General features: G+C 68.8%; 29 protein-coding genes. 10 read left to right on the forward strand and 19 right to left on the reverse strand.

Features of this window, described 5'->3' with window-relative positions:
• From VFI59_13560 to VFI59_13590, 7 genes are all read right to left on the reverse strand, one after another.
• On the reverse strand, positions 1-168 hold a 168-nt coding region (locus VFI59_13560), incomplete at its 3' end, for a metalloregulator ArsR/SmtB family transcription factor (protein ID HET6714722.1).
• Positions 169-230: 62 nt separating this feature from the next.
• Positions 231-596, reverse strand: coding sequence for a DUF1801 domain-containing protein (locus tag VFI59_13565; protein ID HET6714723.1), 366 nt, complete (start codon positions 594-596; stop codon positions 231-233).
• Positions 597-626: 30 nt separating this feature from the next.
• Positions 627-1,064, reverse strand: a complete 438-nt coding sequence (locus tag VFI59_13570; protein HET6714724.1) for a nitroreductase/quinone reductase family protein — start codon at positions 1,062-1,064, stop codon at positions 627-629.
• A complete protein-coding gene (locus tag VFI59_13575; protein HET6714725.1) occupies positions 1,061-2,704 on the reverse strand; it encodes an adenylate/guanylate cyclase domain-containing protein in 1,644 nt (547 codons plus the stop codon). Before VFI59_13575 ends, VFI59_13570 begins: the two co-directional genes overlap by 4 nt.
• A gap of 183 nt (positions 2,705-2,887) precedes the next feature.
• Positions 2,888-3,442: a hypothetical protein gene (locus tag VFI59_13580; protein ID HET6714726.1), complete on the reverse strand. Its 555-nt coding sequence runs from the start codon at positions 3,440-3,442 to the stop codon at positions 2,888-2,890.
• Positions 3,443-3,595 (reverse strand): DUF1059 domain-containing protein, encoded by a 153-nt coding sequence (locus tag VFI59_13585; protein ID HET6714727.1) that lies wholly within the window; start codon positions 3,593-3,595, stop codon positions 3,443-3,445.
• A 76-nt stretch (positions 3,596-3,671) separates the two neighbouring features.
• Positions 3,672-3,938, reverse strand: coding sequence for a hypothetical protein (locus tag VFI59_13590; GenBank protein ID HET6714728.1), 267 nt, complete (start codon positions 3,936-3,938; stop codon positions 3,672-3,674).
• Between the two features lie 348 nt (positions 3,939-4,286).
• On the opposite strand from VFI59_13590, the gene VFI59_13595 reads away from it, so the two are divergent.
• Entirely contained in the window at positions 4,287-4,943 is a 657-nt protein-coding gene (locus VFI59_13595) for a phosphatase PAP2 family protein (GenBank protein ID HET6714729.1), read from the forward strand.
• 292 nt (positions 4,944-5,235) lie between these two features.
• Here the strand turns inward: VFI59_13595 and VFI59_13600 are convergent, their stop codons facing one another.
• Together VFI59_13600 and VFI59_13605 are read right to left on the reverse strand one after the other, a co-directional pair.
• On the reverse strand, positions 5,236-5,691 hold the full coding sequence (locus VFI59_13600) for a hypothetical protein (protein ID HET6714730.1): 456 nt from the start codon (positions 5,689-5,691) through the stop codon (positions 5,236-5,238).
• Between the two features lie 50 nt (positions 5,692-5,741).
• The gene (locus VFI59_13605; protein ID HET6714731.1) at positions 5,742-6,212 is read right to left on the reverse strand and encodes an NUDIX domain-containing protein; all 471 of its coding nucleotides are present in this window, start codon (positions 6,210-6,212) and stop codon (positions 5,742-5,744) included.
• Between the two features lie 130 nt (positions 6,213-6,342).
• On the opposite strand from VFI59_13605, the gene VFI59_13610 reads away from it, so the two are divergent.
• On the forward strand, positions 6,343-6,615 hold the full coding sequence (locus VFI59_13610) for a Rho termination factor (protein ID HET6714732.1): 273 nt from the start codon (positions 6,343-6,345) through the stop codon (positions 6,613-6,615).
• A 22-nt stretch (positions 6,616-6,637) separates the two neighbouring features.
• On the opposite strand, the gene VFI59_13615 is transcribed toward VFI59_13610, so the two are convergent.
• Positions 6,638-6,997: a VOC family protein gene (locus tag VFI59_13615; GenBank protein ID HET6714733.1), complete on the reverse strand. Its 360-nt coding sequence runs from the start codon at positions 6,995-6,997 to the stop codon at positions 6,638-6,640.
• 357 nt (positions 6,998-7,354) lie between these two features.
• Here VFI59_13615 and VFI59_13620 point away from each other — a divergent pair, with 357 nt between their 5' ends.
• Both VFI59_13620 and VFI59_13625 read left to right on the forward strand, forming a co-directional pair.
• Positions 7,355-7,603, forward strand: coding sequence for an SCO4226 family nickel-binding protein (locus VFI59_13620; protein ID HET6714734.1), 249 nt, complete (start codon positions 7,355-7,357; stop codon positions 7,601-7,603).
• A gap of 83 nt (positions 7,604-7,686) precedes the next feature.
• Positions 7,687-8,331, forward strand: a complete 645-nt coding sequence (locus VFI59_13625) for a class I SAM-dependent methyltransferase (GenBank protein ID HET6714735.1) — start codon at positions 7,687-7,689, stop codon at positions 8,329-8,331.
• 21 nt (positions 8,332-8,352) lie between these two features.
• Here VFI59_13625 and VFI59_13630 read toward each other — a convergent pair whose 3' ends face one another.
• From VFI59_13630 to VFI59_13645, 4 genes are all read right to left on the reverse strand, one after another.
• Positions 8,353-9,354 carry a serine hydrolase domain-containing protein gene (locus tag VFI59_13630; protein HET6714736.1) on the reverse strand — a complete coding sequence of 334 codons (1,002 nt, stop codon included), beginning with the start codon at positions 9,352-9,354 and terminating at the stop codon, positions 8,353-8,355.
• Between the two features lie 12 nt (positions 9,355-9,366).
• On the reverse strand, positions 9,367-9,858 hold the full coding sequence (locus tag VFI59_13635) for a GNAT family N-acetyltransferase (protein HET6714737.1): 492 nt from the start codon (positions 9,856-9,858) through the stop codon (positions 9,367-9,369).
• 7 nt (positions 9,859-9,865) lie between these two features.
• On the reverse strand, positions 9,866-10,429 hold the full coding sequence (locus tag VFI59_13640; protein HET6714738.1) for a dihydrofolate reductase family protein: 564 nt from the start codon (positions 10,427-10,429) through the stop codon (positions 9,866-9,868).
• A 172-nt stretch (positions 10,430-10,601) separates the two neighbouring features.
• The gene (locus VFI59_13645; protein HET6714739.1) at positions 10,602-11,174 is read right to left on the reverse strand and encodes a dihydrofolate reductase family protein; all 573 of its coding nucleotides are present in this window, start codon (positions 11,172-11,174) and stop codon (positions 10,602-10,604) included.
• Between the two features lie 133 nt (positions 11,175-11,307).
• Between VFI59_13645 and VFI59_13650 the strand changes: the two genes are divergently transcribed.
• On the forward strand, positions 11,308-11,910 hold the full coding sequence (locus tag VFI59_13650; protein ID HET6714740.1) for a dihydrofolate reductase family protein: 603 nt from the start codon (positions 11,308-11,310) through the stop codon (positions 11,908-11,910).
• A gap of 65 nt (positions 11,911-11,975) precedes the next feature.
• Entirely contained in the window at positions 11,976-12,359 is a 384-nt protein-coding gene (locus VFI59_13655) for a VOC family protein (protein HET6714741.1), read from the forward strand.
• Positions 12,360-12,371: 12 nt separating this feature from the next.
• Here VFI59_13655 and VFI59_13660 read toward each other — a convergent pair whose 3' ends face one another.
• The 3 genes from VFI59_13660 to VFI59_13670 form a co-directional block, all read right to left on the reverse strand.
• On the reverse strand, positions 12,372-13,019 hold the full coding sequence (locus VFI59_13660) for a head GIN domain-containing protein (GenBank protein ID HET6714742.1): 648 nt from the start codon (positions 13,017-13,019) through the stop codon (positions 12,372-12,374).
• Positions 13,020-13,142: 123 nt separating this feature from the next.
• Positions 13,143-13,337: a YccF domain-containing protein gene (locus tag VFI59_13665; GenBank protein HET6714743.1), complete on the reverse strand. Its 195-nt coding sequence runs from the start codon at positions 13,335-13,337 to the stop codon at positions 13,143-13,145.
• 18 nt (positions 13,338-13,355) lie between these two features.
• Complete coding sequence (locus VFI59_13670; GenBank protein HET6714744.1) at positions 13,356-13,808, reverse strand: maleylpyruvate isomerase N-terminal domain-containing protein; 453 nt, start codon at positions 13,806-13,808, stop codon at positions 13,356-13,358.
• Positions 13,809-14,827: 1,019 nt separating this feature from the next.
• Here VFI59_13670 and VFI59_13675 point away from each other — a divergent pair.
• Complete coding sequence (locus VFI59_13675) at positions 14,828-15,109, forward strand: hypothetical protein (GenBank protein HET6714745.1); 282 nt, start codon at positions 14,828-14,830, stop codon at positions 15,107-15,109.
• 6 nt (positions 15,110-15,115) lie between these two features.
• On the opposite strand, the gene VFI59_13680 is transcribed toward VFI59_13675, so the two are convergent.
• Positions 15,116-15,544: a hypothetical protein gene (locus VFI59_13680; protein ID HET6714746.1), complete on the reverse strand. Its 429-nt coding sequence runs from the start codon at positions 15,542-15,544 to the stop codon at positions 15,116-15,118.
• A gap of 169 nt (positions 15,545-15,713) precedes the next feature.
• Here VFI59_13680 and VFI59_13685 point away from each other — a divergent pair, with 169 nt between their 5' ends.
• From VFI59_13685 to VFI59_13695, 3 genes are read left to right on the forward strand one after another with little or no spacing between them, the layout of a single operon-like run.
• A complete protein-coding gene (locus VFI59_13685) occupies positions 15,714-17,255 on the forward strand; it encodes a serine hydrolase domain-containing protein (GenBank protein ID HET6714747.1) in 1,542 nt (513 codons plus the stop codon).
• Entirely contained in the window at positions 17,252-18,661 is a 1,410-nt protein-coding gene (locus VFI59_13690; GenBank protein ID HET6714748.1) for a wax ester/triacylglycerol synthase family O-acyltransferase, read from the forward strand. The genes VFI59_13685 and VFI59_13690 overlap by 4 nt, the downstream gene beginning before the upstream one ends.
• 33 nt (positions 18,662-18,694) lie before the next feature.
• Entirely contained in the window at positions 18,695-19,483 is a 789-nt protein-coding gene (locus VFI59_13695; GenBank protein HET6714749.1) for an alpha/beta hydrolase, read from the forward strand.
• A 76-nt stretch (positions 19,484-19,559) separates the two neighbouring features.
• Here the strand turns inward: VFI59_13695 and VFI59_13700 are convergent, their stop codons facing one another.
• Positions 19,560-20,255, reverse strand: coding sequence for an alpha/beta hydrolase (locus tag VFI59_13700; protein ID HET6714750.1), 696 nt, complete (start codon positions 20,253-20,255; stop codon positions 19,560-19,562).
• Between the last annotated feature and the right edge of the window lie 38 nt (positions 20,256-20,293).

A 20,293-nucleotide genomic window follows, 5' to 3' on the forward strand; every position in this document is an offset into this window, starting at 1 on the left:
CGCGTCCTCGAGCACCTTGAGGTGTCGCGAGATCGCCGGCTGCGACACGGTGAATGGCGCCGCGATCTCGGCGACCGACGCTTCCCCCTGCGTGAGCCGCTCGAGGATCGCCCGTCGTGTGGGGTCCGCGAGGGCTCCGAACACCACATCTAGCTGATCCACCGGCATATATAACACTCACTTTATAGAATAAGACGGTTATAGAGCCTCGGGAGCGCTCCTGTCAAGCCTTAGGAAGGCGCCTCGAGCTCGGCGATGCGGGCAGCGACCAACGTTCGTACGAGCGTCTCGGGCAGCAGGGCGTCGGGCTGGAAGCGGATCGACCCCTTGCCGAGTTGGTAGCCCCGGAGCTCCTCGAGGTGTGCGTCCATGACGCCGGTGCTCATCAGGTAGAAGGCGCAGTGCGCCTTGCCGGCGCCGTAGCTCACGAGCGGACGGCCGCGCAGCTTGAACGCGGGTACGCCGTAGCTGATCGCCTCGGTCGCAGCCGGTGCGGCATTCGCGATCGTCCTTCGCAGGTGCTCGAGTGCGACCCGTTGATCCTCGGGGAGGTTCGCGAGGTACACGTCGATCGCCCGGTCGTCATCGTCGCTCATGATCATCTCCTCGAGTGGCAGCGGTGCGGGTCACTCTGTGATCGGCTGCAGCACAACGACGGGGATCCGTCGCTCGGTGCGGCGTTGGTACCGCTCGTACTCGGGCCAGATCCCGACCATCGTGGCCCACGATCGCGTGCGGGTCCGGCCGGTCGCGATCGACGCCATCGCCCGGAATCGTTCGGCGCCCACCTGCAGGTAGACCTCCGGTTCGTCGACGAGGTTCAAGAACCACCACGGACGGGTGGCCTTGCCGCCCGCCGACGCGACGACGACCAACCGGTCGTAAATCAGCGCGGTCCGGCGCAAAGTCCCGGTGCGACGGCCGCGCGGGTGGTGAGCAGCAGGGTGTCGACGCCGTGCCAGCGGTGACCCCGTTTTCCCGTCCGACTCGACGTAGCCGCCCACATGGCGCGCGACCCAGCCGGTCGGGCTGTCGTGGACGTCGTCCCGCTCGCGCGACGTCATCGTGGTGACCTCGACACGGAGAGCAGCTCGAACGCATCCGTGGGCTCCGACTTGCCCTTGAGGTCCGCGGCGCCCAGCGGCCGGACGTTGATCACGACGCCGGGCTCGTCGTTGACCTCGTCGAGGGTGCGCCCACCGATCGTGATGTGCCCCGGCATCGAGAGCGACTGCAGACGAGCGGCGACGTTCGTTGTGTCGCCGATCGCGGCGAACGAGCGTTGCGTTCCGGCTCCCACGTTGCCGATGGCCACGACGCCCGTGTTCACGCCCACGCGGAAGCGAGGCCAGTCGTGACCTGCCCTGACGCGATCGGATCGGTCGCGGACCGCGATCGCCGCCCGCACCGCTCTGGTGGCGTGGTCGGGCTGATCGCCGAGCGCGTTGAAGATCGTGAGGATCGCATCGCCGGCGAATCGCTCGATGTAGCCGCCCTCGTCGTCGACGACGCGGGGGACGACCGCTCCCCAGTAGGCGTTCAGCATCTCGATCACCTCACCTGCGGGTCTTCCTTCGGAGAAAGCGGTGAATCCTGCGAGGTCGGCGAAGAGAACGGTCACGTCACGCTCGTGACCTCCCAGGCGAGCCAGGCTCGGGTCGGTATCGAGACGCTCTGCAAGCTGCGGACCGACGTATCGACGCAGCAATCCGTCGACGCGCGCCAACTCATGGGCGGCGTCGATCATCACCGAGATCTCGTGAGCGGTGAACCCCTGCTCCCGGAGTGCCCGGGTTGTCTCGGTCGTCGTGCCGGTCGCCTCGGCGCGGACGAGGTCGATCATCGCGGCCGACTGCCGGCGATCGAGCCGCTCGAGGGTGCGATCGAGGTAGATGCCGCCGAACGTGCCCGCCGTCGAACGGCCCAGGCGGTACTCGCGCCGGACGGCCACCACGACCGTGGCGAACGCGACCGCCATCAGCACGTGCCATTCCCACCACGAGGCTCGCCATGCCCGGCCGAACGCCATCGCGACCAGGGCCTCGGCGAGCAATACGAAGGCCACGGCCACCGCGAGCGGCAGGGGCTGCCCGCGTCGACGGAAGATGCCGACGTACCGCCACGCCGCGAACGCGTACGCGGCCACGCCGAGCGGCAACAAGGCCAGCAGCCACGGAGCCCGCTCCGACTCAATCACCTGCGAGAGCGGAGGCACCTCGGCGATCGATGCACCCGCCCAGGCCAGGAGCACCGCAGCCAGCCCGACCCGCATCGGCGTCTGCCAACGGCGCAGGGCCGCCTCGGTACGGTCGTCCATCTCGATCGACGACGCGGCGGCGAACCCCGACGCCAGGAGCAACCCGACCGGCGTGGCGAGCACGAAGCCCCCGTTCGGCCCGGCAAGCACGACCCCCGGTGTGGCCACGGCGTGCAGCGCCAGGAACCCCGCGCTCGCCAGCAGCACCATCGACACGAGGAAGAGCCGCTCGTCGCCGCTGCGGCGGGCGACCTCGCTGACGATCAGGCCCAGCCCGACGTTCACCACCGCGATCCCGACGACGAGCCAGAAGTGCGACGGGTGGTGCTCCCAGTGGACGTCGAGCGCCGGGATGCCAAGCAGCAGCGCGAGCCCGACGAGAGGGATCGCGAGGGCTAGCGCGAGGAACCACCCCGGGGGCCCCACGGCGCGAGTTCGCTCGGCCATCCTCCGCATCATGCGTTCAGGGATCGGATCGGCTCAAGTCGCCAGAACGACCTCGTGCACAGGACCGTCGGTGCGATGGGGGCCCGGAACGCGTTGGGTACTCGACGCCCTCGAGATGCCTGGTTGGGAGACCAACGTTTATCTCCCTCGGCCGTGACGGTCGCCCTTCGCGGTCCCCCAACGTCAGCCCGGTGGGGCTCCGAAGGCCCGGAAGGGCTCCGGCTCGTACGTCGCGAGGGACTCGGTCCAATCGGGAAGCACCCCGGCGATCGCGGGATCGTCGACGACGAGCCAGGCCAGATGGCGGAACGCGTGTTCGATCACCTGCGTGACGCCGATATCGTCGGGAGGAGCGAGCGCGTCGCCCCGGGCGAGATCGCTTCGGGCGACCGGTTCCTCGATCAGGTATTCGCTCGGGTCGTCGGGAGCATGGACCACCGCGAGGTAGGTGAGTACGAGCCGGTCCTGCTCGTGGCGCCACGACGTGGAGTGCACCACGATCGGCTCGAGCCCGTACCGTCGCGCGGCCTCCAGCACGACCGCGCCGGGCTCGTTCCCGGGGCCCCATCCGAGCCGCAGGCTCGGGGCGTGCACCGGGCGGAGGTTCATGATCCGGACGCCGTGTCGGCAGACGAACAGCGCCTCGAGCGACTGCGCCACGATCGAGGGCGACCACACCACGTCGGTGAGCGGCGGCGCGAGCCCCACGAGCGGTTCGAGGTCGCGATCGCCGACCACCTACGTGACCTCCACGGCGATGGCCAGGATCTCCTCCCTGGTCGACTCGGTGCCGTGGGCCTCACGCCCGTGGGCCTGCACCTGCGCTACGACCTCGTCGTCGGTGCCCCGGCACTGCCATCCGCACATGCACGTGACTTCCTTCACGCTCATCTCCCCCTCGCGCCAAGCCTCGCACGGGCGGGGCGGCAGGGTCCACCGAGGGCGATCGAGCTCGAAGGAAGGTGGGTCAGACGTGCCACATCGAGGCGTCGTCGAGCTGGTCGTCGTCGGCGGGGGCGGTGCGACCCGATGACATGATCCACGCGCCGGTCCATCCGATGATCGCGCCGCCGGTCGCGAGTCCGATCGCTGCGACGACCGATGTCGTCCAACCGTCGGATCCTGTCCGGTGCACCATCACGGCGAACGCGAACCCGGCGGACATGACCAACATCAGGGCGCCGACCACCCAGAGCAGCACAGCCAGCGAGATGGTGAGGAGGCGGCGTCCCATGAGCGCAACGTTGCCTCACCGACGGTGCGCCGAAACTCGGCCGAACGGCGGTACTTCCTCGGCCGGAAGTCTCGTTCCCCCGCTCCCTAGCTGTCCGGGATCGTCAGCAGCGGAGTTGGCCGTCCTCTCGTCTGATCGTCAGGCCTTCCTCGGGAACGGGTCGTTCGGAGCCGCTCCGGGCGTTGGGGATGTCTGCGGCTCCACCCTGGAACACCGGCCAGGTTCGCGCAAACCTCATGTCGGACTCGCAGCCTGTCAGGCGGGGCCGGGCGGTCAGGCGGATGCCGCATGATCCGGAGAGCTGCATCGATCGAGTCTGTGAGGAGGGTGGACTAGGCTCGACCTTCAGTGTCAAGGTCCGAAGGTTCTCGTCGCCCCATCGCGGGTTCCGCCAAGGCCCAAGCCGCGATCGTCGTCTCCGGTTGCTTCGTTCTGCTGCTGACGGGACTGCTCGCGCGGGGCGGCGTGAGCGAGGCCGAACGGGTGGTCTTCCAAGCGGTGAACGAGTTGCCCGAGAGCCTCCACCCGTTCATCTGGCCGTTGATGCAGTACGGCACGTTCATCACGATCCCGGTGTTGGCGGTGGTGGCGTTCTGCTTCCGACGCTTCCGTCTGGGGATCGCGCTCTTGCTCGCCGGCGTCGGTGTGTACCTGATCGCTTTGCTCGTGAAGGCCACCGTCGAGCGGCAGCGCCCGGGCAGCCTGCTGGACGGGGTCGAGGCCCGCGAGTCGTTCGCTCCCGAGAGCCTGGGCTACCCCTCGGGCCATGCGTCGGTGGCGGCGGCGCTCACCGTGGTGGCTACGGCCTACCTCCCTCGGCGATGGGCGGTGGCGGCGGCGGGAGTGGCCGTCGTCGTGATGTTCGGCCGGATGTACATGGGCGCCCACCTGCCCCTGGACCTGATCGGCGGTGCGGCTCTGGGCGCGATCGCCGGCGGTGTCGTCAACCTCGTGATCTCGCCCGACCGGCCGTCGAAGGCCCCGCTCGAGCGAACAGCAAGGTGATCGATCCGTCGGTCGGACCCGTCTGCCGGGTGTATCCGAAGGCGGCATCCGATGCCTCGGCCGCAGCCTCCAGTTCGGAGGAGACGAACGGGCTCGGGGAGGCCCCGCGCCCACGGGCCCACGAGTCCGACCGCGATCATCTCGCCCAGCAACCGGAAGAACGTCTCGTCGTCGGCCTCGGGTTGCCACGCCTCGGGTGGCGCCTCCGTGCGCATGAACGCGTGGGCGCCCAGCCCGTGCTCGACGACGATCTTCACTGAGGGCAGCCTACGAGGGCGCCTCGACGCTGCATCTACAGCGCCATGCCTCGGGGGTCCGTCGTCTCGGGCCTGGTCTCGCGGGCACCGGAGAACGGATGGGGATCGTCCTGAGCGTACGTGACGGCGAAGTGGTCGGTCAGCCATCCGAGGATCGCGAAGAGTCCGCCGACGTGCAGGTTCCGGGGGTAGTCGAATCCGAGTGCCCGCGCCGAGATCGCCCCGAAGAAGAAGTAGATCAGGGGGAACGCGATGGCGTTGGGTACGAAGTGACGGATCGTATGCGTGAGCGGAGGGAGGCGGTCGTCCTTGCGCAGCAGACTGATGCCCTCGGGCAGGAAGAACAGAGGCAGCGTGGTGATCACCCAGTCGGGCCAGAACGGCAACAGGAACGCCAGCGCGAGGAGCGAGATGGAGGTCACCCCCCACATCAGGAGCCAGAGCCTGCTCCACGCCTCGGGGACTCGGGTGGTGAATCCGCCGGCCGACATGGCATCTCCCTTCGGGGTTCGGTCCTCGAAGCGAGGGTAAGGGAGGCCACCTACTCGCGCTCGACGTCCGTCATCAGCCGGTCGACGAACGTGACCTGACCTCGGAGCAGCTTGCGCCGAGCGGTGTCCGGGTCGAACCACTCCGCCCGGTCGACCTCGGGGAACTCGGCGGTCCGGCCCGAGCGGGGCGGCCACTCCATCGTGAAGGTGTTGCTCGCGACGCCGGCGACGTCGAGGTCACCCTCGAGCGCCCAGGCGCTCACCTGCTTCCCGCCGGGCTGGCGCAGCTCGCCGAGGAAGGTCGCCCCGCTCGTATCGGGCGGATCGGTCCCGAGCTCCTCGCCGAACTCGCGGAGCGCGTGCTCGAACGGATCGTCGCCCTCGTCGTACTCGCCCTTGGGAACCGACCAGGCGCCCTCGTCCTTCTTCGCCCAGTACGGGCCGCCGGGGTGCACGAGCAGGACCTCGACGGCACCGCCTTGGCGGCGATACAAGAGCAACCCAGCGCTGCGTTTCGGCATCCCACCCCCCCGTCGGCTGGCCCGACGTCTACCGTCCTACCACGGGGGCCGTCCACCGTGGAGGTTCGGGCGCGCCCGGTGCTGGGTAACCCACGCACGAGGGCCGCCGGCCCTGTGGGGGTGATGGTCCATGGCGAGTAGGAAGCAGGTCAGCGCAGCGAAGCGGAACATCGGGAAGGCCACTGCTGCGGCGAAGCGCAAGCGGACGATCTCCAAGCTCCCGAAGTCGGTGCGCAGGGACCTCGGTCGCAATGCGGCCGCCGCGCGTGGACGTGGCGGCGAGCCCGGGCACCGTCTCGAGGACCGGACCCGCGCCCAACTCTACGAACGAGCCAAGGAACGGAACATCGAGGGTCGTTCGAAGATGGGGAAGCGCGAGCTGATCGACGCCCTCCGCTCCTGACCGGGATCACGTCCCGGAACGGTCAGCCCATCGGGCTCATCAGCTGGAAGAAGTTGCCATCGGGGTCCGCGAACGTGCAGATCGAGCCCTCCATGTCCTCGCCGCCGGCGGTGTACGGCTCTGCCACCACCGTCGCCCCGGCGGCGACGAACCGATCGAACTCGGCCTTCACGTCGGGAGTCTCGATGTTCCAGATCATCCGGCCCGGTTCGGCGTTCGAGCCGTGCACCTGGTCGTGCGGCCCGACCGTCATCCAGCCCGCGCCGATCTGCCAACCTGTGTACCCGCCGTCGTCCCAGCCCGGGTCGCCGAAGAGCTTCGTGTAGTACTCCGCGAGGCGCTTCGGATCCTCCGACCCGATCAGGATGCTGTTCAGGTTCATGTCCTTCTCCTTCCGTCGTGCCGTCGGACTGTCGACGACGGCCGGGGTCGGAAACTCATCGCTGCTCGCGAGCTTCGGACTCCTTCACGTGTTGCCACCCTAGATCACATCGTGGATGAGGAGGTCGTGTCGAGGCGCCGTGTATCGTTCTCGGTGCTCGCCCTCGACGATCGCTATCGCGTTCGTGCGCGGCGTCGTCGCCATTGGCCTGGCGCCGCTCCTCACGCTCGACGGTTCCGGCCGTGTGGACGTCGCCTCGATCTGCGCGCGATGGAGTGACGCTTGACCGGGTCGGCCCCCGGGTGTAGGCAGGAGCGTTGCCCCCGTGGTGCTTCGTCGCGAGGAGGGGGTTCGGCGATGCCGGAGTTCATGGACGTCCATCGGGGTATGGAGGGCATCACGCCCGAGGGACTGGCGGAAGCCCACAGGGCGGATCTCGCGATCCAGGAAGACGAAGCGGTGGACTTCAAGCACGCGTGGGCCGATCCCCAGACCGGTCTCGTGTGGTGCCTCTCCGAGGCGCCCAGCAAGGAAGCGGTGATGAAGATCCACGAGCGGGCCGGTCACCCGACCGACGAGGTGTACCCCGTTCCGGTCCAGGCTTAGTCGCCGCTCGCTCGCCGTTTCCGCGAGCCTGGTTCCTGCTGAAGTGCGATCTCCTTCCGGGGAAGCGCCCGTACGATCGGTGCATGAGGAACGCGACTTCGTCGGACGACCGTGACGATGCCAACCGACGTCGACGCCGTCAGTATGCCGAGGAGGCGGCGACCTACGATCGCGACGCCGACCGAAGCGAGCGCTGGCTGCTCGGGACCGATCATCGTCCATGGGCATGCTCACGGACGACTGGCCGCACCCTCGAGGTCGCGATCGGCACCGGCCTGAACCTGCCCCATTACCCGCCCGGCGTGCGCGTCACCGGCATCGATCTCACGCCGGAGATGCTCGCGGTCGCCCGGCGCCGGTCGGCCGATCTCGGTCGGTCGGTCGACCTCACCGAGGGAGATGCGCAGGCACTCCCGTTCGCCGATTCCACGTTCGACACGGTGATCTGCACGTACGCGATGTGCAGCGTGCCCGACGAACGCGCGACGGTGCTGGAGATGCAGCGGGTGCTCAAGCCGGGAGGCCGGCTAATCCTCCTCGATCACATCCGGAGCAGCGTGGCGCCCCTGTACTGGCTGCAGCGCCTGATGGAGTTGGCGCCGTCTCGGAACCGGGACGAGCTCACCCGTCGCCCGCGTGAGCACGTCGAAGCCGCAGGCTTCACGATCGAGGAGAGCGACCGTCTCCGCGCGGGCGTGGTCGAACGGCTCGTCGCTCGCAAGCGGTGATCCTCGCGAACTCGGTGCGGCTCACGTGCCGAGGAGCTCGTCGAGGCGTATCAATACCGGCCACGCTCCGTCGGTCCAGTTCGCGATGACCGTGTGGGTGATCGACCGGGTCGGGTCGTGCGTGCTGCAGAACGACACGCCGGCGTCGTATCCCTCGAGCCACACGACGTCGGTCGACTCGTGCAGGTGGAAGCCGAGTCCGTAACGCCTCGACTCCTCCGGCCAATCGCTCCGAGGGCGCACCATCTCGGCCACGCGGTCGCTCGAGACGATCCGCCCGGCGAACAACGCAGCCCAGAAGGCGCTGAGATCGGCCGCGGTCGAGTAGATGCCGCCGTCGCCGGTACCGAGCACGGGCAGGTGGAAGATGTTCGTCCTCGGTCCGTCGGCCGTCAGGTACCCGAGCGCGGCGTCGCTCGGAAGCTCGTCGGATCGCAAGAACCCCGTGTCGGTCATCCCGGCCGGCTCGCAGACCCGACGCCGCACGAGCTCGTGGAACGGCACCCGGCTCGCACGTTCGGCGATCAGCGCGAGCACCACGTACCCACCGTTGTTGTAGGCGAACCGCTCGTTCGGCGCGGACACGGTCTCGTGCCCGTCGAGGACCACGAGGAACTGCTCGGTCATGGCGAGTTCATGTACCGAGACCGGCATCACGTAGTCCGTGACGTTCACGGTGCTCTCGTCGAAGTAGTCGCCGATGCCGGAGCGATGCGCGAGCAGGTGTTCCACGGTCACGGCATCGTCGATCAGCGGGAGGTCGTCGCCGAGCAGCGAACGTGCCGTCGTGTCGAGCGCGAGTGAACCCTCCTCGATCAGGCTCATAATCGTCAGCGCCGTGAAACCCTTCGTGCCGCTCGCGATCGCGAACCCAGTGTCAACCGTGTTGTCGATCGCGTGAGCTCGATCTGCGAACCCGTACGCCCTCACGAACTCGGTGGCGCCCGCCCGGTCCACACGTACGACGCCGGAGAACCCGGCATCCCGGACAACCGAGTCGATCGCGTCCTCGAGCGGTTGCATCGATCGAACCTATCAACCGCGACGAGACCGTCGGAGCGAACGCTCGTAGACGAGCTCGTCGGTGATCGGCGTCCCGTCGTCGCCCTCGAGCGGGATCGCCGGCTTGATCCGTCGGCTCCTCGTCACCGCGCCCTCGCGTACGCCGACGAGCTCGAAGCCGAGCGACGCGTAGAACGCCTGCGCCACGCGGTTCTCGTTCGTCGTCACGGCGCGACACCGTGCGCATCCGCGCGAGCGTGCCGCTCCTTCGAGGGCATCGACGAGCGCCGTCCCGATGCCTTCCCTCGGCCGGATCCCGTCGATCACCCCGATCTCCGCGATGTCGCCGACCACCCGGAGCGCTGCGTAGCCGACGCGCTCGTCGTCGATCGTCGCGATGAACCCGGGGAGTTCCGCCGGACGGTACGATTCGCCGTCCACGACCTGTTCTTGACCGCCCCATCGCTCATCGAGCAGGGCACGGATCCACGGCAGGTCCTCCGGACCGGCGTCACGCACCAGCATCCGAGCGTCACCTCGTGCCGGTCACGCGGTAGCGCAGGTAGACCATGTCGTTGCCGAACCGGCGTTCGTCCAGCAGCTCGAGACCCAGGTGCACGCCGTCGGGGAGCGATCGCGTGCCGCCTCCCACGACGACGGGTGCGAGGAAGAGGTGACACTCGTCGACCAATCCGGCCGTCAACGCCTGGGCGGCGAGCTCCGGACCGCCCACCGAGAGGTCACGCTCGGCCGATGCCTTCATCCGCCGAACACCGTCGGGGTCGAAGGCTCGCTCGATGTGCGTGTGGGCGGTGGAGATGTCGTCGAGGGTCGTCGAGTACACGACCTTGCCGGCGGCCCGCCAGATCGCCGCGAACTCACGGATGGACGGCGGCTGCCCAGCGAGATCCATCGTCTCCCAGGCGGTCATCACCTCGTACATGCGTCGCCCGTAGAGGTAGGTGCCGACCGACCGCTCGAGGTCGTTGATGAACCCGTGCACCTCCTCGTCGGGCACACCCCAGTCGAAGTTGCCGTGCTCGTCGGCGACGTAGCCGTCGAGCGACATGATCGTCAGGTAGGTCAGCGCGGCCATGGATCCCTCCGAGATACCTATCGACGTTCGAGCGTGATGACGAACTTGCCGAGGTCGACGTGCGCGGTCTGGACGATCGCCTGCATCGGTCGCTCCTGCCTGTGCGCGGCCTAGCGTTCGCGTCGATGATATGAGGTGCGCCCGGAGCGGGCGCGACCCTCCGCCATCGACGTCAGGCGGGCTCGTGATCGAGCATGACCACACCGCCCGAGAACATCGTCGATTCGGCCAGACGAAGCGAGACGGGTTCCCTCGTCGGGGCGAAGAGCGGGATGCCCTCGCCGAGCGCCACCGGCGCGACGAGTGTGCGGTAGTGGTCGATCACGCCGAGTTCCGCCAGACGCGAGCGCAGTGCGGGCCCGCAGATCAGGAGCAGATCGCTGCCGGGCCTGTTCTTCAGTCGGACGAGCGCCCCGGCGAGGTCGTCGGCGATCACGGTCGTGCGCCCGGACCCGCTCTCATCGAGCGTCGTCGAGACGACGATGCGCTCCATGCGCGCGAAGATCCCGGCGAACTCGCGCGTCGGCTCGGTCGCGGCCGGATCGACCTCGTCGAGCCGGTCCCAGTACGTCACGAACGCCTCGTACACGGTGCGACCGAAGACGATGCCGTCCATCGATCCGAAGTAGGTGTTGGCGAAGCGCATCAACTCGTCGTCCATGGGCACCCAGTCCAGCCCTCCGTCGCGGTCGGCGATGAACCCGTCGAGCGACGTGAACATGTGCGAGATCAACCTTCGCGTCACGCTTCCCTCCGTCGAGTCGTCCGTCACACCATCTGACGACCCTCGCGACCGGGACTCATCGGCGAGTCGACGACCCAACCCAGGATCGTCAGCCCACGACGCCCTCCGAGCCTCCTCTGGCTAGTCTGACGTCATGGGCATCACGCAGTTCTACACGGCCACGAGCATCGACGGGTTCATCGCCGACGAGGCGAACTCCCTCGAGTGGCTCTTCCAGGTGCCGGCGGGCGACGACGATGTGGGCCACGAGACGCGGTTCGCAGCGTTCTTCGAGCGGGTCGGCGCGATGGTGATGGGCTCGACGACCTACGAGTGGGTGTTGGCGAACGATCAGCTGCTCGAACAGCCCGAGAAGTGGCGCGGCTACTACGGCGCGACGCCCTGCTGGGTGTTCACGACCCGCGAGCTGCCTGCGATCGACGGGGCCGACCTGCGGTTCGTGCAGGGCGACGTAGGCCCGATCCACGCCGACATGGTCGAGGCCGCCGGCGGCGGAAACGTCTGGATCGTCGGCGGGGGCGACCTGGCCGGCCAGTTCGCCGACGCGGACCTGCTCGACGAGATCCAGCTCAGCATCGCGCCGGTCACGCTCGGTGGGGGCGCCCCGCTGCTGCCCAGGCGCCTGCTTGCCTCGGACCTCTCGCTCGTTAGCCTCGAGCGTCAGGGGCAGTTCGTGTCTGCCACGTACCGCGTCACCCGAGCCGAGGGCCAGGAGTCGGGCCAGCTCACCCCTTGACCGTTCCTCGACGGAGGCTGGAGGGTAGGACGTCGAGCAGCTGATGGACGGAAAGGGGAGACGTTATGCGCAAGGTCGTGCACTTCGAGATCCCGGTCGATGACGTCGAGCGCGCGAAATCGTTCTACGGGTCGGTCTTCGACTGGGACCTGAACACGATGCCGGTCGGAGAGGGTGAGTACACGATCGCGACGACCACCCCTGTCGACGACTCGATGATGCCGACCGAACGAGGGGCGATCAACGGCGGCTTGATGGAGCGTTCGGACCACACCCCGTCGCCGGTCATCACGATCGAGGTCGACGACATCGAGCAGTCGTTGAAGGAGGTCGAGGCGGAGGGCGGCAGCACGGTGACACCGAGGACCGCGATCCCCGGGATGGGCGCGTTCGGCTACTTCAAGGACCCGGAGGGCAACGTCATGGGTCTGTGGGAAACGAGCGCCTGACGCCGGCCCCGGTCAGATCGGCCGGATGCTCGACGCGCCCGACACCGTGGACCGTTCCACGGTCGGAGTGCCCGCGTATCGCACCGTCGATGCGCCTGACGCCCCAGCGGACAGCCGGCCGGAGACCGTCACGTCGGCGGTGGAGGCTCCCGACGCGTCGATCGTGAGGTCCCCGACCGAGAGTTCGTCGGCGTACAGGTGGCTCGCACCGCTCACGGTGACCTCGAGCGTGCCGGCGGCTCCCGAGAGCGTCGCCGTCGACGTTCCCGAGAGCTCGAGGTGCCCTCGTCCGACCTCCAGATCGGCGGTGAGCTCGCTCGAGCCGGACAGCGTGAGCTCGACGCGCTCGGCCTCGTCCCGGCCCTCCACACGGACCTGTGAGGCGCCGGACGCCGTCACGCGATCGAGGGTCGGTACGATGACGTCGACCTCGAGCGTCGCGTGGGTCACTGCGGTGCCGAACCGCAGCCCGACGCGCAGTGTGCCCTCGTGCACGCCCACATCGACGGCATCGAGCAGGTTGTCGTCGACGCGCAGCGTCGCCGACTCGGGCGACCCGATCACGACCCGTGCGGTGAAGTGGTCCGAGGCCTCGATCGCGCTGAACGGCGTGACCTCGATCGGTGCCGACGTGACGGCGCCGGATCCCTTCTTCCTCATCGTGCTCCCTCCTCGTCAGGCCTGCAGCGTCTGCTCGAGCATCGTGCAGGGGGACGCACGTCCACGTCCAGCCGACGAGGAACGCACGAGCCGGGATGAGATCAGGCCCCCATGGCGCCGGACTCAGGCGAACATCTGAGGGGCGTCGCTCGGCATGACGGTCTGCCCGAACGGCCAGAGGGCGAGCAGGCTCAGCTTGAACGACTGCACGCCGAACGGGATGCCGATGATCGTGATGCACAGCACGAGTCCGGCGATCGAGTAGCCGATCGCGAGCCAGATGCCTGCGAGCACGAACCACAGGATGTTCCCGATCATCTTCACGAGCGCATCGTGTCAGGAACGGCCGAGCGCCGCCTCGACGTCGTCGAGGTGCTCGCCGCGGTGCGACGCGCGCACGGCGTAGAGCGGACTGTCGGGGTCCTGCGGCCAGAGCCGGTCGAGCGGAAGCGTCGCCACCCGCGCGTCGGTGTCCTCGGCGATCTGCAGCGCCAGCCGCGCCAGCTCACCCGGCGGCACCGCGTGGATCAGCGCCCGGGAGGCATCGTTGATCCAGTCGACGTCCTCCGGGTCGGTGTCGGAGGCCGCGAACGGCACGCCGCGGTCGAGCTTGTCGCAGAGCGCGAGCATCCGGGCGTCCCAGAACGCGATGTGGCCGAGCACGCCGGCGACGGTCCAGTACTCGTTGACCGGCCGTCGCAGCTCGTCCTCACTCAGGTCGTCGACGAGCGAGCGCATGCGCTCGAGCTCGCGCGCGTTCTCTTCGATGTATGAGCGGTCCTGGGACATCGTTCGTGACGATACCCTCTCGGATCCCCGGAGAAGCGTCTGGCATCGCGTACGGCGTTCCATCTACGCTTCGCCGCGATGACCACGACGCCCGATGCAGCGGTCGGCACCCCCGAGGACCAACGACGTTTCTACGAGACGCTCGTCGAGGCGAGTCCGACGGCCATCGTCACGTGCGACCCGACGTTCAACGTCACCGAGTGGAACCCGGCCGCGGAGCGCTTGTTCGGGTGGACGCATGCGGAAGCGCTGGGTCGCCACATCGACGAGTTGGTGGGTCAGCACGATGCGATCAGCAACGAAGCCGCCTCGCTGAACGGCCGGGTCCTCGATGGTCGCGTCGAGCTCGTGACCCGCCGAAGCAAGAAGGACGGGACCCTCGTCGACGTTGCGATCCGCTCCGTGCCGATCACGATCGACGACCGGCTCGTCGGTGCGTTCGCCCTCTACGAGGACGTCGGCGAGCTCGTGCGTCCGCGGCGCTTCTGCGAAGAGCTCGTCGAGACGAGCCCTACAGCGATCATCAAGGTGGACAGGAACTTCGACGTGACCCTTTGGAATCCGGCCGCTGAGACGCTCTTCGGCGACTCGACCGACGAGGCGGTCGGCACGCAACTCGACGACATGGTCGCAACGACCCCCGAGCTTCATGCCGAGGCGACGTCATGGACCCATGAGGCATGGGGACGTACGTCGTTCCGCCGGATCGGTCGGCGAACCCGCAGGGACGGGTCGTTGGTCGACGTCGAGATCCTCGCGATCCGAGAGGAGCAGGAGGACGAACCGAGCGGCTTCTACATCCTGTATCACGACGTGACCGAGCTCGAGCAGACACGGCGTCGTGGTCGACCCTCCACCGGTCGCGTTGGAGCTCGCAACTTGGGCTGTGGCACGCTTCGAGGTCGCCGGTCTCGAGCTGCCGCCGACCGAGGTGCACTTCCACGAAGGGAACGAGGGGTGCCGAGGCTTCCTCGGCTACGCGCAGGCCGGCCGCGTCGACCTGTGCGTGGCGCCTCGAGATGGAAGCCGGCCCGCAGCGCCTCGTGCTGCACGAGTTCGCCCACGCGTGGGAGGAGGCCACCCTCGACGATCCGTGCCGCGAGCGGTTCCTGCGGATCCGGGGCCTCGAAGCGTGGGCCGATGACGACGTCGAGTGGAAGCAGCGTGGCATCGAGCAGATCGCCGAGATCGTGGCCTGGAGCCTCGCCGAGGGCGCGATGGCGCCGATGATCGGCGGCGACCGCGACCCTCGGGTCCTTACCGAGGCATTCGACCTCGTGCGGAGCGCCTGCGGACCGTGACGCCGTTCAGTCGCCAGCCGGAGCGTTCAACAGCAGCAGAGTTCCGGCGACCGCGATCGCCACGCACACGATCTGCGCCCAGAAACCGACCCCCATCGGGAACGCGTCGAAGCCGAAGATGTTCAGCGCGGAGCCGATCGTGATGGTCGCCCAGGTGGCGACTGCTGCGACGAGCCCATGCAGAGCGGCACCACGGCGTCGGTCCATGAGCAGCATGAGATCCAGGATCACGATGAGCAGCGGCGGACCGAAGGTCATCAGGATGCCGCCTGCGACGGTCAGACCTGACGCCGTTCCTTGTCCCGTCAGCAGGTCGAAGTACGTGAGGCCCAGCTCCGTCGGGCCGGTCTGCTCACCGTAGAAGTCGAGTGTGACCGTCGAGGCTGCATACCCGACCATCGCGCCGAGCACGAGCGCGTGTCCGAGCTTCCTCATGGAGGCATCCTTCCGCTGGGCATGCTGCCAGGCAAGAGCGTTAGCTCGGACCCTGACATCAGGTTCCGCTTGGCGCCTGGCGTGACTCGACGGCCGCGGGTCCCGGAGGTCCCGCGCCGACCGGGCCCGACGCTCCTGTCGACCGCTGCCCCGCCTTGGCAGGGTGGAGGTGGCTGCCGGGCACGCCGCCCTTGCGGTGCTCGGCGACGGAAGGGAGGGCATGATGGTCTCCTCACGTACCCGTACCACGATCGAACCTGCACGCTCCGAGGTCGTCGCTCTCGACCGGAGGATCGGGGAGATCCTCAACCGATGGCCGGCCGTCGGTCTGGCCGTCGGCGTGGTGAGCGACGGCTCGCTCACGTCGTTCTCCGCGAACGGCGTCGCCGACATCGCCGCTCGCACGCCGATCACCGAGGACACCGTCTTCCGGATCGCCTCGATCACCAAGACGGTGACGGCGGTCGCCGTGCTGCAGCTATGGGAGCAGGGCCTGGTCGACATCGACGCGCCCGCGAACGAGTACCTGCGCGCCTATCGACTCGTTCCCGCCGATCCTGCCTGGCGACCGGCGACCCTGCGGCATCTGCTCACGCACACCGCCGGCATCCCCGAGGTGGTGCCCGCTCGAAGGGCTTTCCGCCCCGACTTCGGTGAGAGCGTGAAGGTCGGCGACCGGCTGCCCTCGCTCGCGGAGCACTACCGCGGCCGACTGCGCCTCGTGGCCGAGCCCGGGACCAGGTTCCGCTACGGCAACCACGGGTTCGCCACCCTCGGACAGATCGTCGAGGACGTGAGCGGGGAACCGCTCGACCGCTACGTCCGCCGGCACGTTTTCGACCCACTCGGCATGGATCACACCGACCTGCTTCGGTCCGAGCGCGTCACGCCATGGCTCGCGACCGGGTACGAGATGGGTCGCGCCGGCCCGAAGGCCGTTTCTCCACGGGAGGCCGTGACCGCCGGCGCCGCGTCCGTCTACTCGACGCCGAGCGACATGGCTCGCTACCTGGCGGCGCTGCTCGGCGGTGGTGCCAATGACCACGGCTCGATGCTCGAGCCGGCGACGGTCGCGATGATGTTCGAGCCGCAGTACCGGCCCGACCCCCGCATCCCGGGCATCGGGCTCGCGTTCTGGCGTGTCGACCTGGGTGATGGCCACCCGGCCGTCGAGCACCAGGGCACCCTGCCGGGATTCCACTCGCAGGTCTTCCTCGCCCCCGACGACGGGGTGGCGGTGATGGCGTTCACGAACGGCTCGTGGCGCCCGGACTTCTGGCTGCCTTTCGAGACCTCGAGCGTGCTCAGGCAGATCGTGGGCGTGCCCGAGGACGCGATCCAAACCGACGTGCCGCGCCGACCCGAGACGTGGGGCGAGCTGTGCGGCTGGTACGCCCTCGAGGGACCGCTCAGCGACGTGCGCATGCGCGGCATGTTCGGGGCGGGCGCCGAGGTCTTCGTGCGGCGAGGCGAGCTGACGATCCGAACCCTGACCCCGATTCCGACGCTGTACCGGGGCTACCCGCTGTATCCGGACGACCCGGAGGACCCGCTCGTGTTCCGGCTCGATCTCGCACGGGTCGGGCTCGGGTCGATGCGGGTGGTGTTCGCTCGTGACGACGGGAAGGTCTCGCGCGTGCACCTCGAGGTCATGCCGCTGACGCTCATCAAGCGACCGTGGCCTCGGACCCTGCGATGGGCACGACGATGACGGGTGCAGGCGCGACGCGGCGGCTGAGCTCGTTCGACCTGATGTTCCTACGGCTCGAGACGCCCGAGTGGCCGTGCCACTTCGGCGGTCTCACCGTCATGGAGGGCCAAGCCCTGCTGGACGTCGAGGGCCGTCTGCGGATGTCGGAGATCACCGACCGGGTTGAGCGTCGTCTCCCGCTCGTGCCTCAGTTGCGTCGGCGCCTGCACGTTCCCGGGCTGCTCGGCGGACGGCCGCTGTGGGTCGACGATCCCGCGTTCGCGCTCGAACGGCATGTGCACCAGGCGTCCGTGCCCGCTCCCGGGGGCGACCGGGAAGTCCTCGAGACGGCGGCTCAGGTCTCCATGCGACGGCTGGACCGCCGCCGTCCGCTCTGGGAGTTGTGGTTCTTCACCGGCCTGCGGGAGGGTCGGGTCGCCGCGATGCTGAAGCTGCACCACTCGGTCGCCGACGGCATGGCGGCCGTCACGATCATGGGCTCGCTCTTCGACCTCGAGCCCGATGTGCCCGATCCCGCGCCGGCCACATGGGTCCCCGAACCGGTGCCGTCCGAGCGTGCCCTTCGCGCCGAAAACCTCGCCGCCAAGACCGATGCCGTCCGCAGGCTCGTCGCCGACGCGGCGCGGCCGGGCTCAGGGTCGCGGATGCTGGCATCGGCCGGAAGGGCCCTCCGCATCGCCCGCTCGTACGCCGGTGCGAACCCGAAGCTGCACGCGCCGTCCACCTCGCTCAACCGGGTCGTCGGCGCCGGTCGGAGGATCGGGGTCGTCAGGCTGGACCTGGCCGCCGTGAAGGACGCGGCGCACGCGCACGGCGCCAAGGTGAACGACGTGGTGCTCGATCTGTGGTCCGGCGGGCTCCGCCGTCTGTTGGCGACGCGCGGCGAGGCCACGGACGTCGAGTTGATCACCAGCATCCCGGTGTCGCTGCGTTCGGATGCCGAGCCGCGGACCGTCGACAACCGCTCCGGGTGGGTCGCGTTCGCGCTGCCGACGCCGGACGTGGACCCGAGCCGCCGGCTCGACGAGATCGCCAGAAGGACGCGGAGGGTGAAGGCGACCCAGCCACCGGCGGCGATCGCCGGCTTCATGGCCGCGTTGGCCGCCACCCCGCTCGCTCGTGCGTACACGACGCACCAGCGCACGGGCAACGTGGTCGTCACCAACGTGCCGGGGCCGCCGGTGCCGATGTACATGCTCGGCGCCCGTGTCGAGGAGATCCTGCCGATCGTCGAGCTCGTGGGCAACGTCGGCCTGGTCCTCTGCGCCTTCTCCTACGCGGGACAGCTCGGCCTGGTCGTCACCGCGGACGCCAGCGGCTTCCCTGACCTCGACGTGCTCGTCGACGGGATGGAACGTGACTGGGATGCCCTGGTGACCCGACGGGCCGCTGAGAGCGTGCGCTGATGCGGAAGGGTACCGCGATACCCTCGCAAGGCCGTGCCGTATGCCACCAACCCCGTGGACGACGTTCCGATCTACTTCGAGGACCGCGGAGGTTCCGGAGCTCCCGTCGTCGTCTACACCGGGTTCCTCGATCCCATCGAGGTCGCACAGACATCAGGTGTGGCGATGGCACTCGGCGACGAGTTCCGGCTGATCTTCGCCGATCACCGAGGGCACGGGCGTTCGGGTGCGCCGCACGAGCCGGAGGCGTACGCGCTGCCCACGCGGGTCGCCGACCACGTCGCCGTCCTCGACGAGCTCGGTCTCGATCGTGCCCACGTGCTCGGCTTCTCGTGGGGCGCTCGCCTCGGCTTCGCGATCGGCGAACTCACACCCGAGCGGGTGCGTGCGCTGGTGCTCTGCGGCAATCAGCCGTACGAGTGGGATCTGACGACTCCGATCGCCCAGGCGGTCGCCGCAGCTGCGGAAGCCGCCCGCAGCCGCGGCATGGAGGGCTTCGTCGAGACGTTCGAGGCAGGCGTCGGTGTTCGCTTCCCCGAGCCGGCACGCACGCTCGAACTGCAGAACGATCCGGACGCGATCCTCGCCGCATGGGAGTCGGTCTTCGCCGAAGGGTCCATCGCCGACCATCTCTCCCGATGGCGGGTGCCGTGCTTGATCTACGTCGGAGAAGCCGACGAGATGCGCGACGCGGCCCGTTGTGCAGCCGAGGAGATCCGGACTGCCACGTTCCTCTCGCTGCCCGGCCACACCCACCTCTCGTCCGAAGGCGAGATCGAGCCGGTGCTCGAACCGATCCGTCGGCTCCTGCGGTCCCATTGACCCGGATACGTTAGGTCGCGTGCCCGCCGACCGGTTCGAGAGGCTGCGCTCGTTGCTCGAGGGTCTTGTGGCCGAGTCAGCCTGTCGCGACGCCGCCGATGATGTCTGCGAGCTCCTTCGGGCGTGACCACATCGGCCAGTGGCTCGTCGGCAGGTCGACCCAGGTGAGGTTGCGCACCTCGTTCAGACCCGCGAGCCAGGCATAGCCTTCCTTGGCGGCGTCCATGTACTGCTCGGAGGTGTATCCCGTGCAGATCAGCGTGCTCTGCACGTCGAGGCGGGCGTCGTTCGTGAGCTCGACCGCTTCGCGGATCACCCCGCCCGGCTCGGGCACGGCGCGACGCCGGAACGTCTCGAGCTGCTCCTCGGTGAGGTCGTCGAGGTTCTCCTCCTCCGCGAGCTCCTCCCACTGCAGGGGCTTCTCCGGGGCTTCGAAGTCGGGGTCCAACGCGCCCTTGCCCGGCGCCGTGTCGACGTAGACCATCGTCGAGATCAGCTCCGGGACGCGGTCGCTCGCGGCGTAGCCGGAGAACCCCGTGCCGCTGTGCACGGCGAGCACGACCGGCTCTCCGGCCGCCCGCACCGCGTCGCAGATCGCCTCCACGTGGTCGGACAGCGTGATCGACGATCGGTCGTCGTCGGCCGACCCGAGGCCGGGCAGCGTCAGCGCGGTGACGTCGTGGCCGTCTGCCCGCAGCAGTCCGGCGACCTCGTCCCACGCCCACGCGCCGAGCCAGAAGCCGGGAACCAAGATGATCGGTGTGTTCGACATGCTTCGACCCTAGGGGCCGTCACCGACAACCGTCCAGC

The organism is Actinomycetota bacterium, from assembly GCA_035697485.1.
Taxonomy (GTDB): domain Bacteria; phylum Actinomycetota; class UBA4738; order UBA4738; family HRBIN12; genus JAOUEA01.

Bases quoted from the DNA above. Each gene is read 5' to 3' on its own strand.
- VFI59_13565 (HET6714723.1), bottom strand. From the start codon at position 596: ATGAGCGACGATGACGACCGGGCGATCGACGTGTACCTCGCGAACCTC.
- VFI59_13570 (HET6714724.1), bottom strand. From the start codon at position 1,064: ATGACGTCGCGCGAGCGGGACGACGTCCACGACAGCCCGACCGGCTGG.
- VFI59_13575 (HET6714725.1), bottom strand. From the start codon at position 2,704: ATGGCCGAGCGAACTCGCGCCGTGGGGCCCCCGGGGTGGTTCCTCGCG.
- VFI59_13585 (HET6714727.1), bottom strand. From the start codon at position 3,595: ATGAGCGTGAAGGAAGTCACGTGCATGTGCGGATGGCAGTGCCGGGGC.
- VFI59_13590 (HET6714728.1), bottom strand. From the start codon at position 3,938: ATGGGACGCCGCCTCCTCACCATCTCGCTGGCTGTGCTGCTCTGGGTG.
- VFI59_13600 (HET6714730.1), bottom strand. From the start codon at position 5,691: ATGTCGGCCGGCGGATTCACCACCCGAGTCCCCGAGGCGTGGAGCAGG.
- VFI59_13605 (HET6714731.1), bottom strand. From the start codon at position 6,212: ATGCCGAAACGCAGCGCTGGGTTGCTCTTGTATCGCCGCCAAGGCGGT.
- VFI59_13610 (HET6714732.1), top strand. From the start codon at position 6,343: ATGGCGAGTAGGAAGCAGGTCAGCGCAGCGAAGCGGAACATCGGGAAG.
- VFI59_13615 (HET6714733.1), bottom strand. From the start codon at position 6,997: ATGAACCTGAACAGCATCCTGATCGGGTCGGAGGATCCGAAGCGCCTC.
- VFI59_13620 (HET6714734.1), top strand. From the start codon at position 7,355: ATGCCGGAGTTCATGGACGTCCATCGGGGTATGGAGGGCATCACGCCC.
- VFI59_13625 (HET6714735.1), top strand. From the start codon at position 7,687: ATGAGGAACGCGACTTCGTCGGACGACCGTGACGATGCCAACCGACGT.
- VFI59_13630 (HET6714736.1), bottom strand. From the start codon at position 9,354: ATGCAACCGCTCGAGGACGCGATCGACTCGGTTGTCCGGGATGCCGGG.
- VFI59_13635 (HET6714737.1), bottom strand. From the start codon at position 9,858: ATGCTGGTGCGTGACGCCGGTCCGGAGGACCTGCCGTGGATCCGTGCC.
- VFI59_13640 (HET6714738.1), bottom strand. From the start codon at position 10,429: ATGGCCGCGCTGACCTACCTGACGATCATGTCGCTCGACGGCTACGTC.
- VFI59_13650 (HET6714740.1), top strand. From the start codon at position 11,308: ATGGGCATCACGCAGTTCTACACGGCCACGAGCATCGACGGGTTCATC.
- VFI59_13655 (HET6714741.1), top strand. From the start codon at position 11,976: ATGCGCAAGGTCGTGCACTTCGAGATCCCGGTCGATGACGTCGAGCGC.
- VFI59_13660 (HET6714742.1), bottom strand. From the start codon at position 13,019: ATGAGGAAGAAGGGATCCGGCGCCGTCACGTCGGCACCGATCGAGGTC.
- VFI59_13665 (HET6714743.1), bottom strand. From the start codon at position 13,337: ATGATCGGGAACATCCTGTGGTTCGTGCTCGCAGGCATCTGGCTCGCG.
- VFI59_13670 (HET6714744.1), bottom strand. From the start codon at position 13,808: ATGTCCCAGGACCGCTCATACATCGAAGAGAACGCGCGCGAGCTCGAG.
- VFI59_13675 (HET6714745.1), top strand. From the start codon at position 14,828: ATGGAAGCCGGCCCGCAGCGCCTCGTGCTGCACGAGTTCGCCCACGCG.
- VFI59_13680 (HET6714746.1), bottom strand. From the start codon at position 15,544: ATGAGGAAGCTCGGACACGCGCTCGTGCTCGGCGCGATGGTCGGGTAT.
- VFI59_13690 (HET6714748.1), top strand. From the start codon at position 17,252: ATGACGGGTGCAGGCGCGACGCGGCGGCTGAGCTCGTTCGACCTGATG.
- VFI59_13700 (HET6714750.1), bottom strand. From the start codon at position 20,255: ATGTCGAACACACCGATCATCTTGGTTCCCGGCTTCTGGCTCGGCGCG.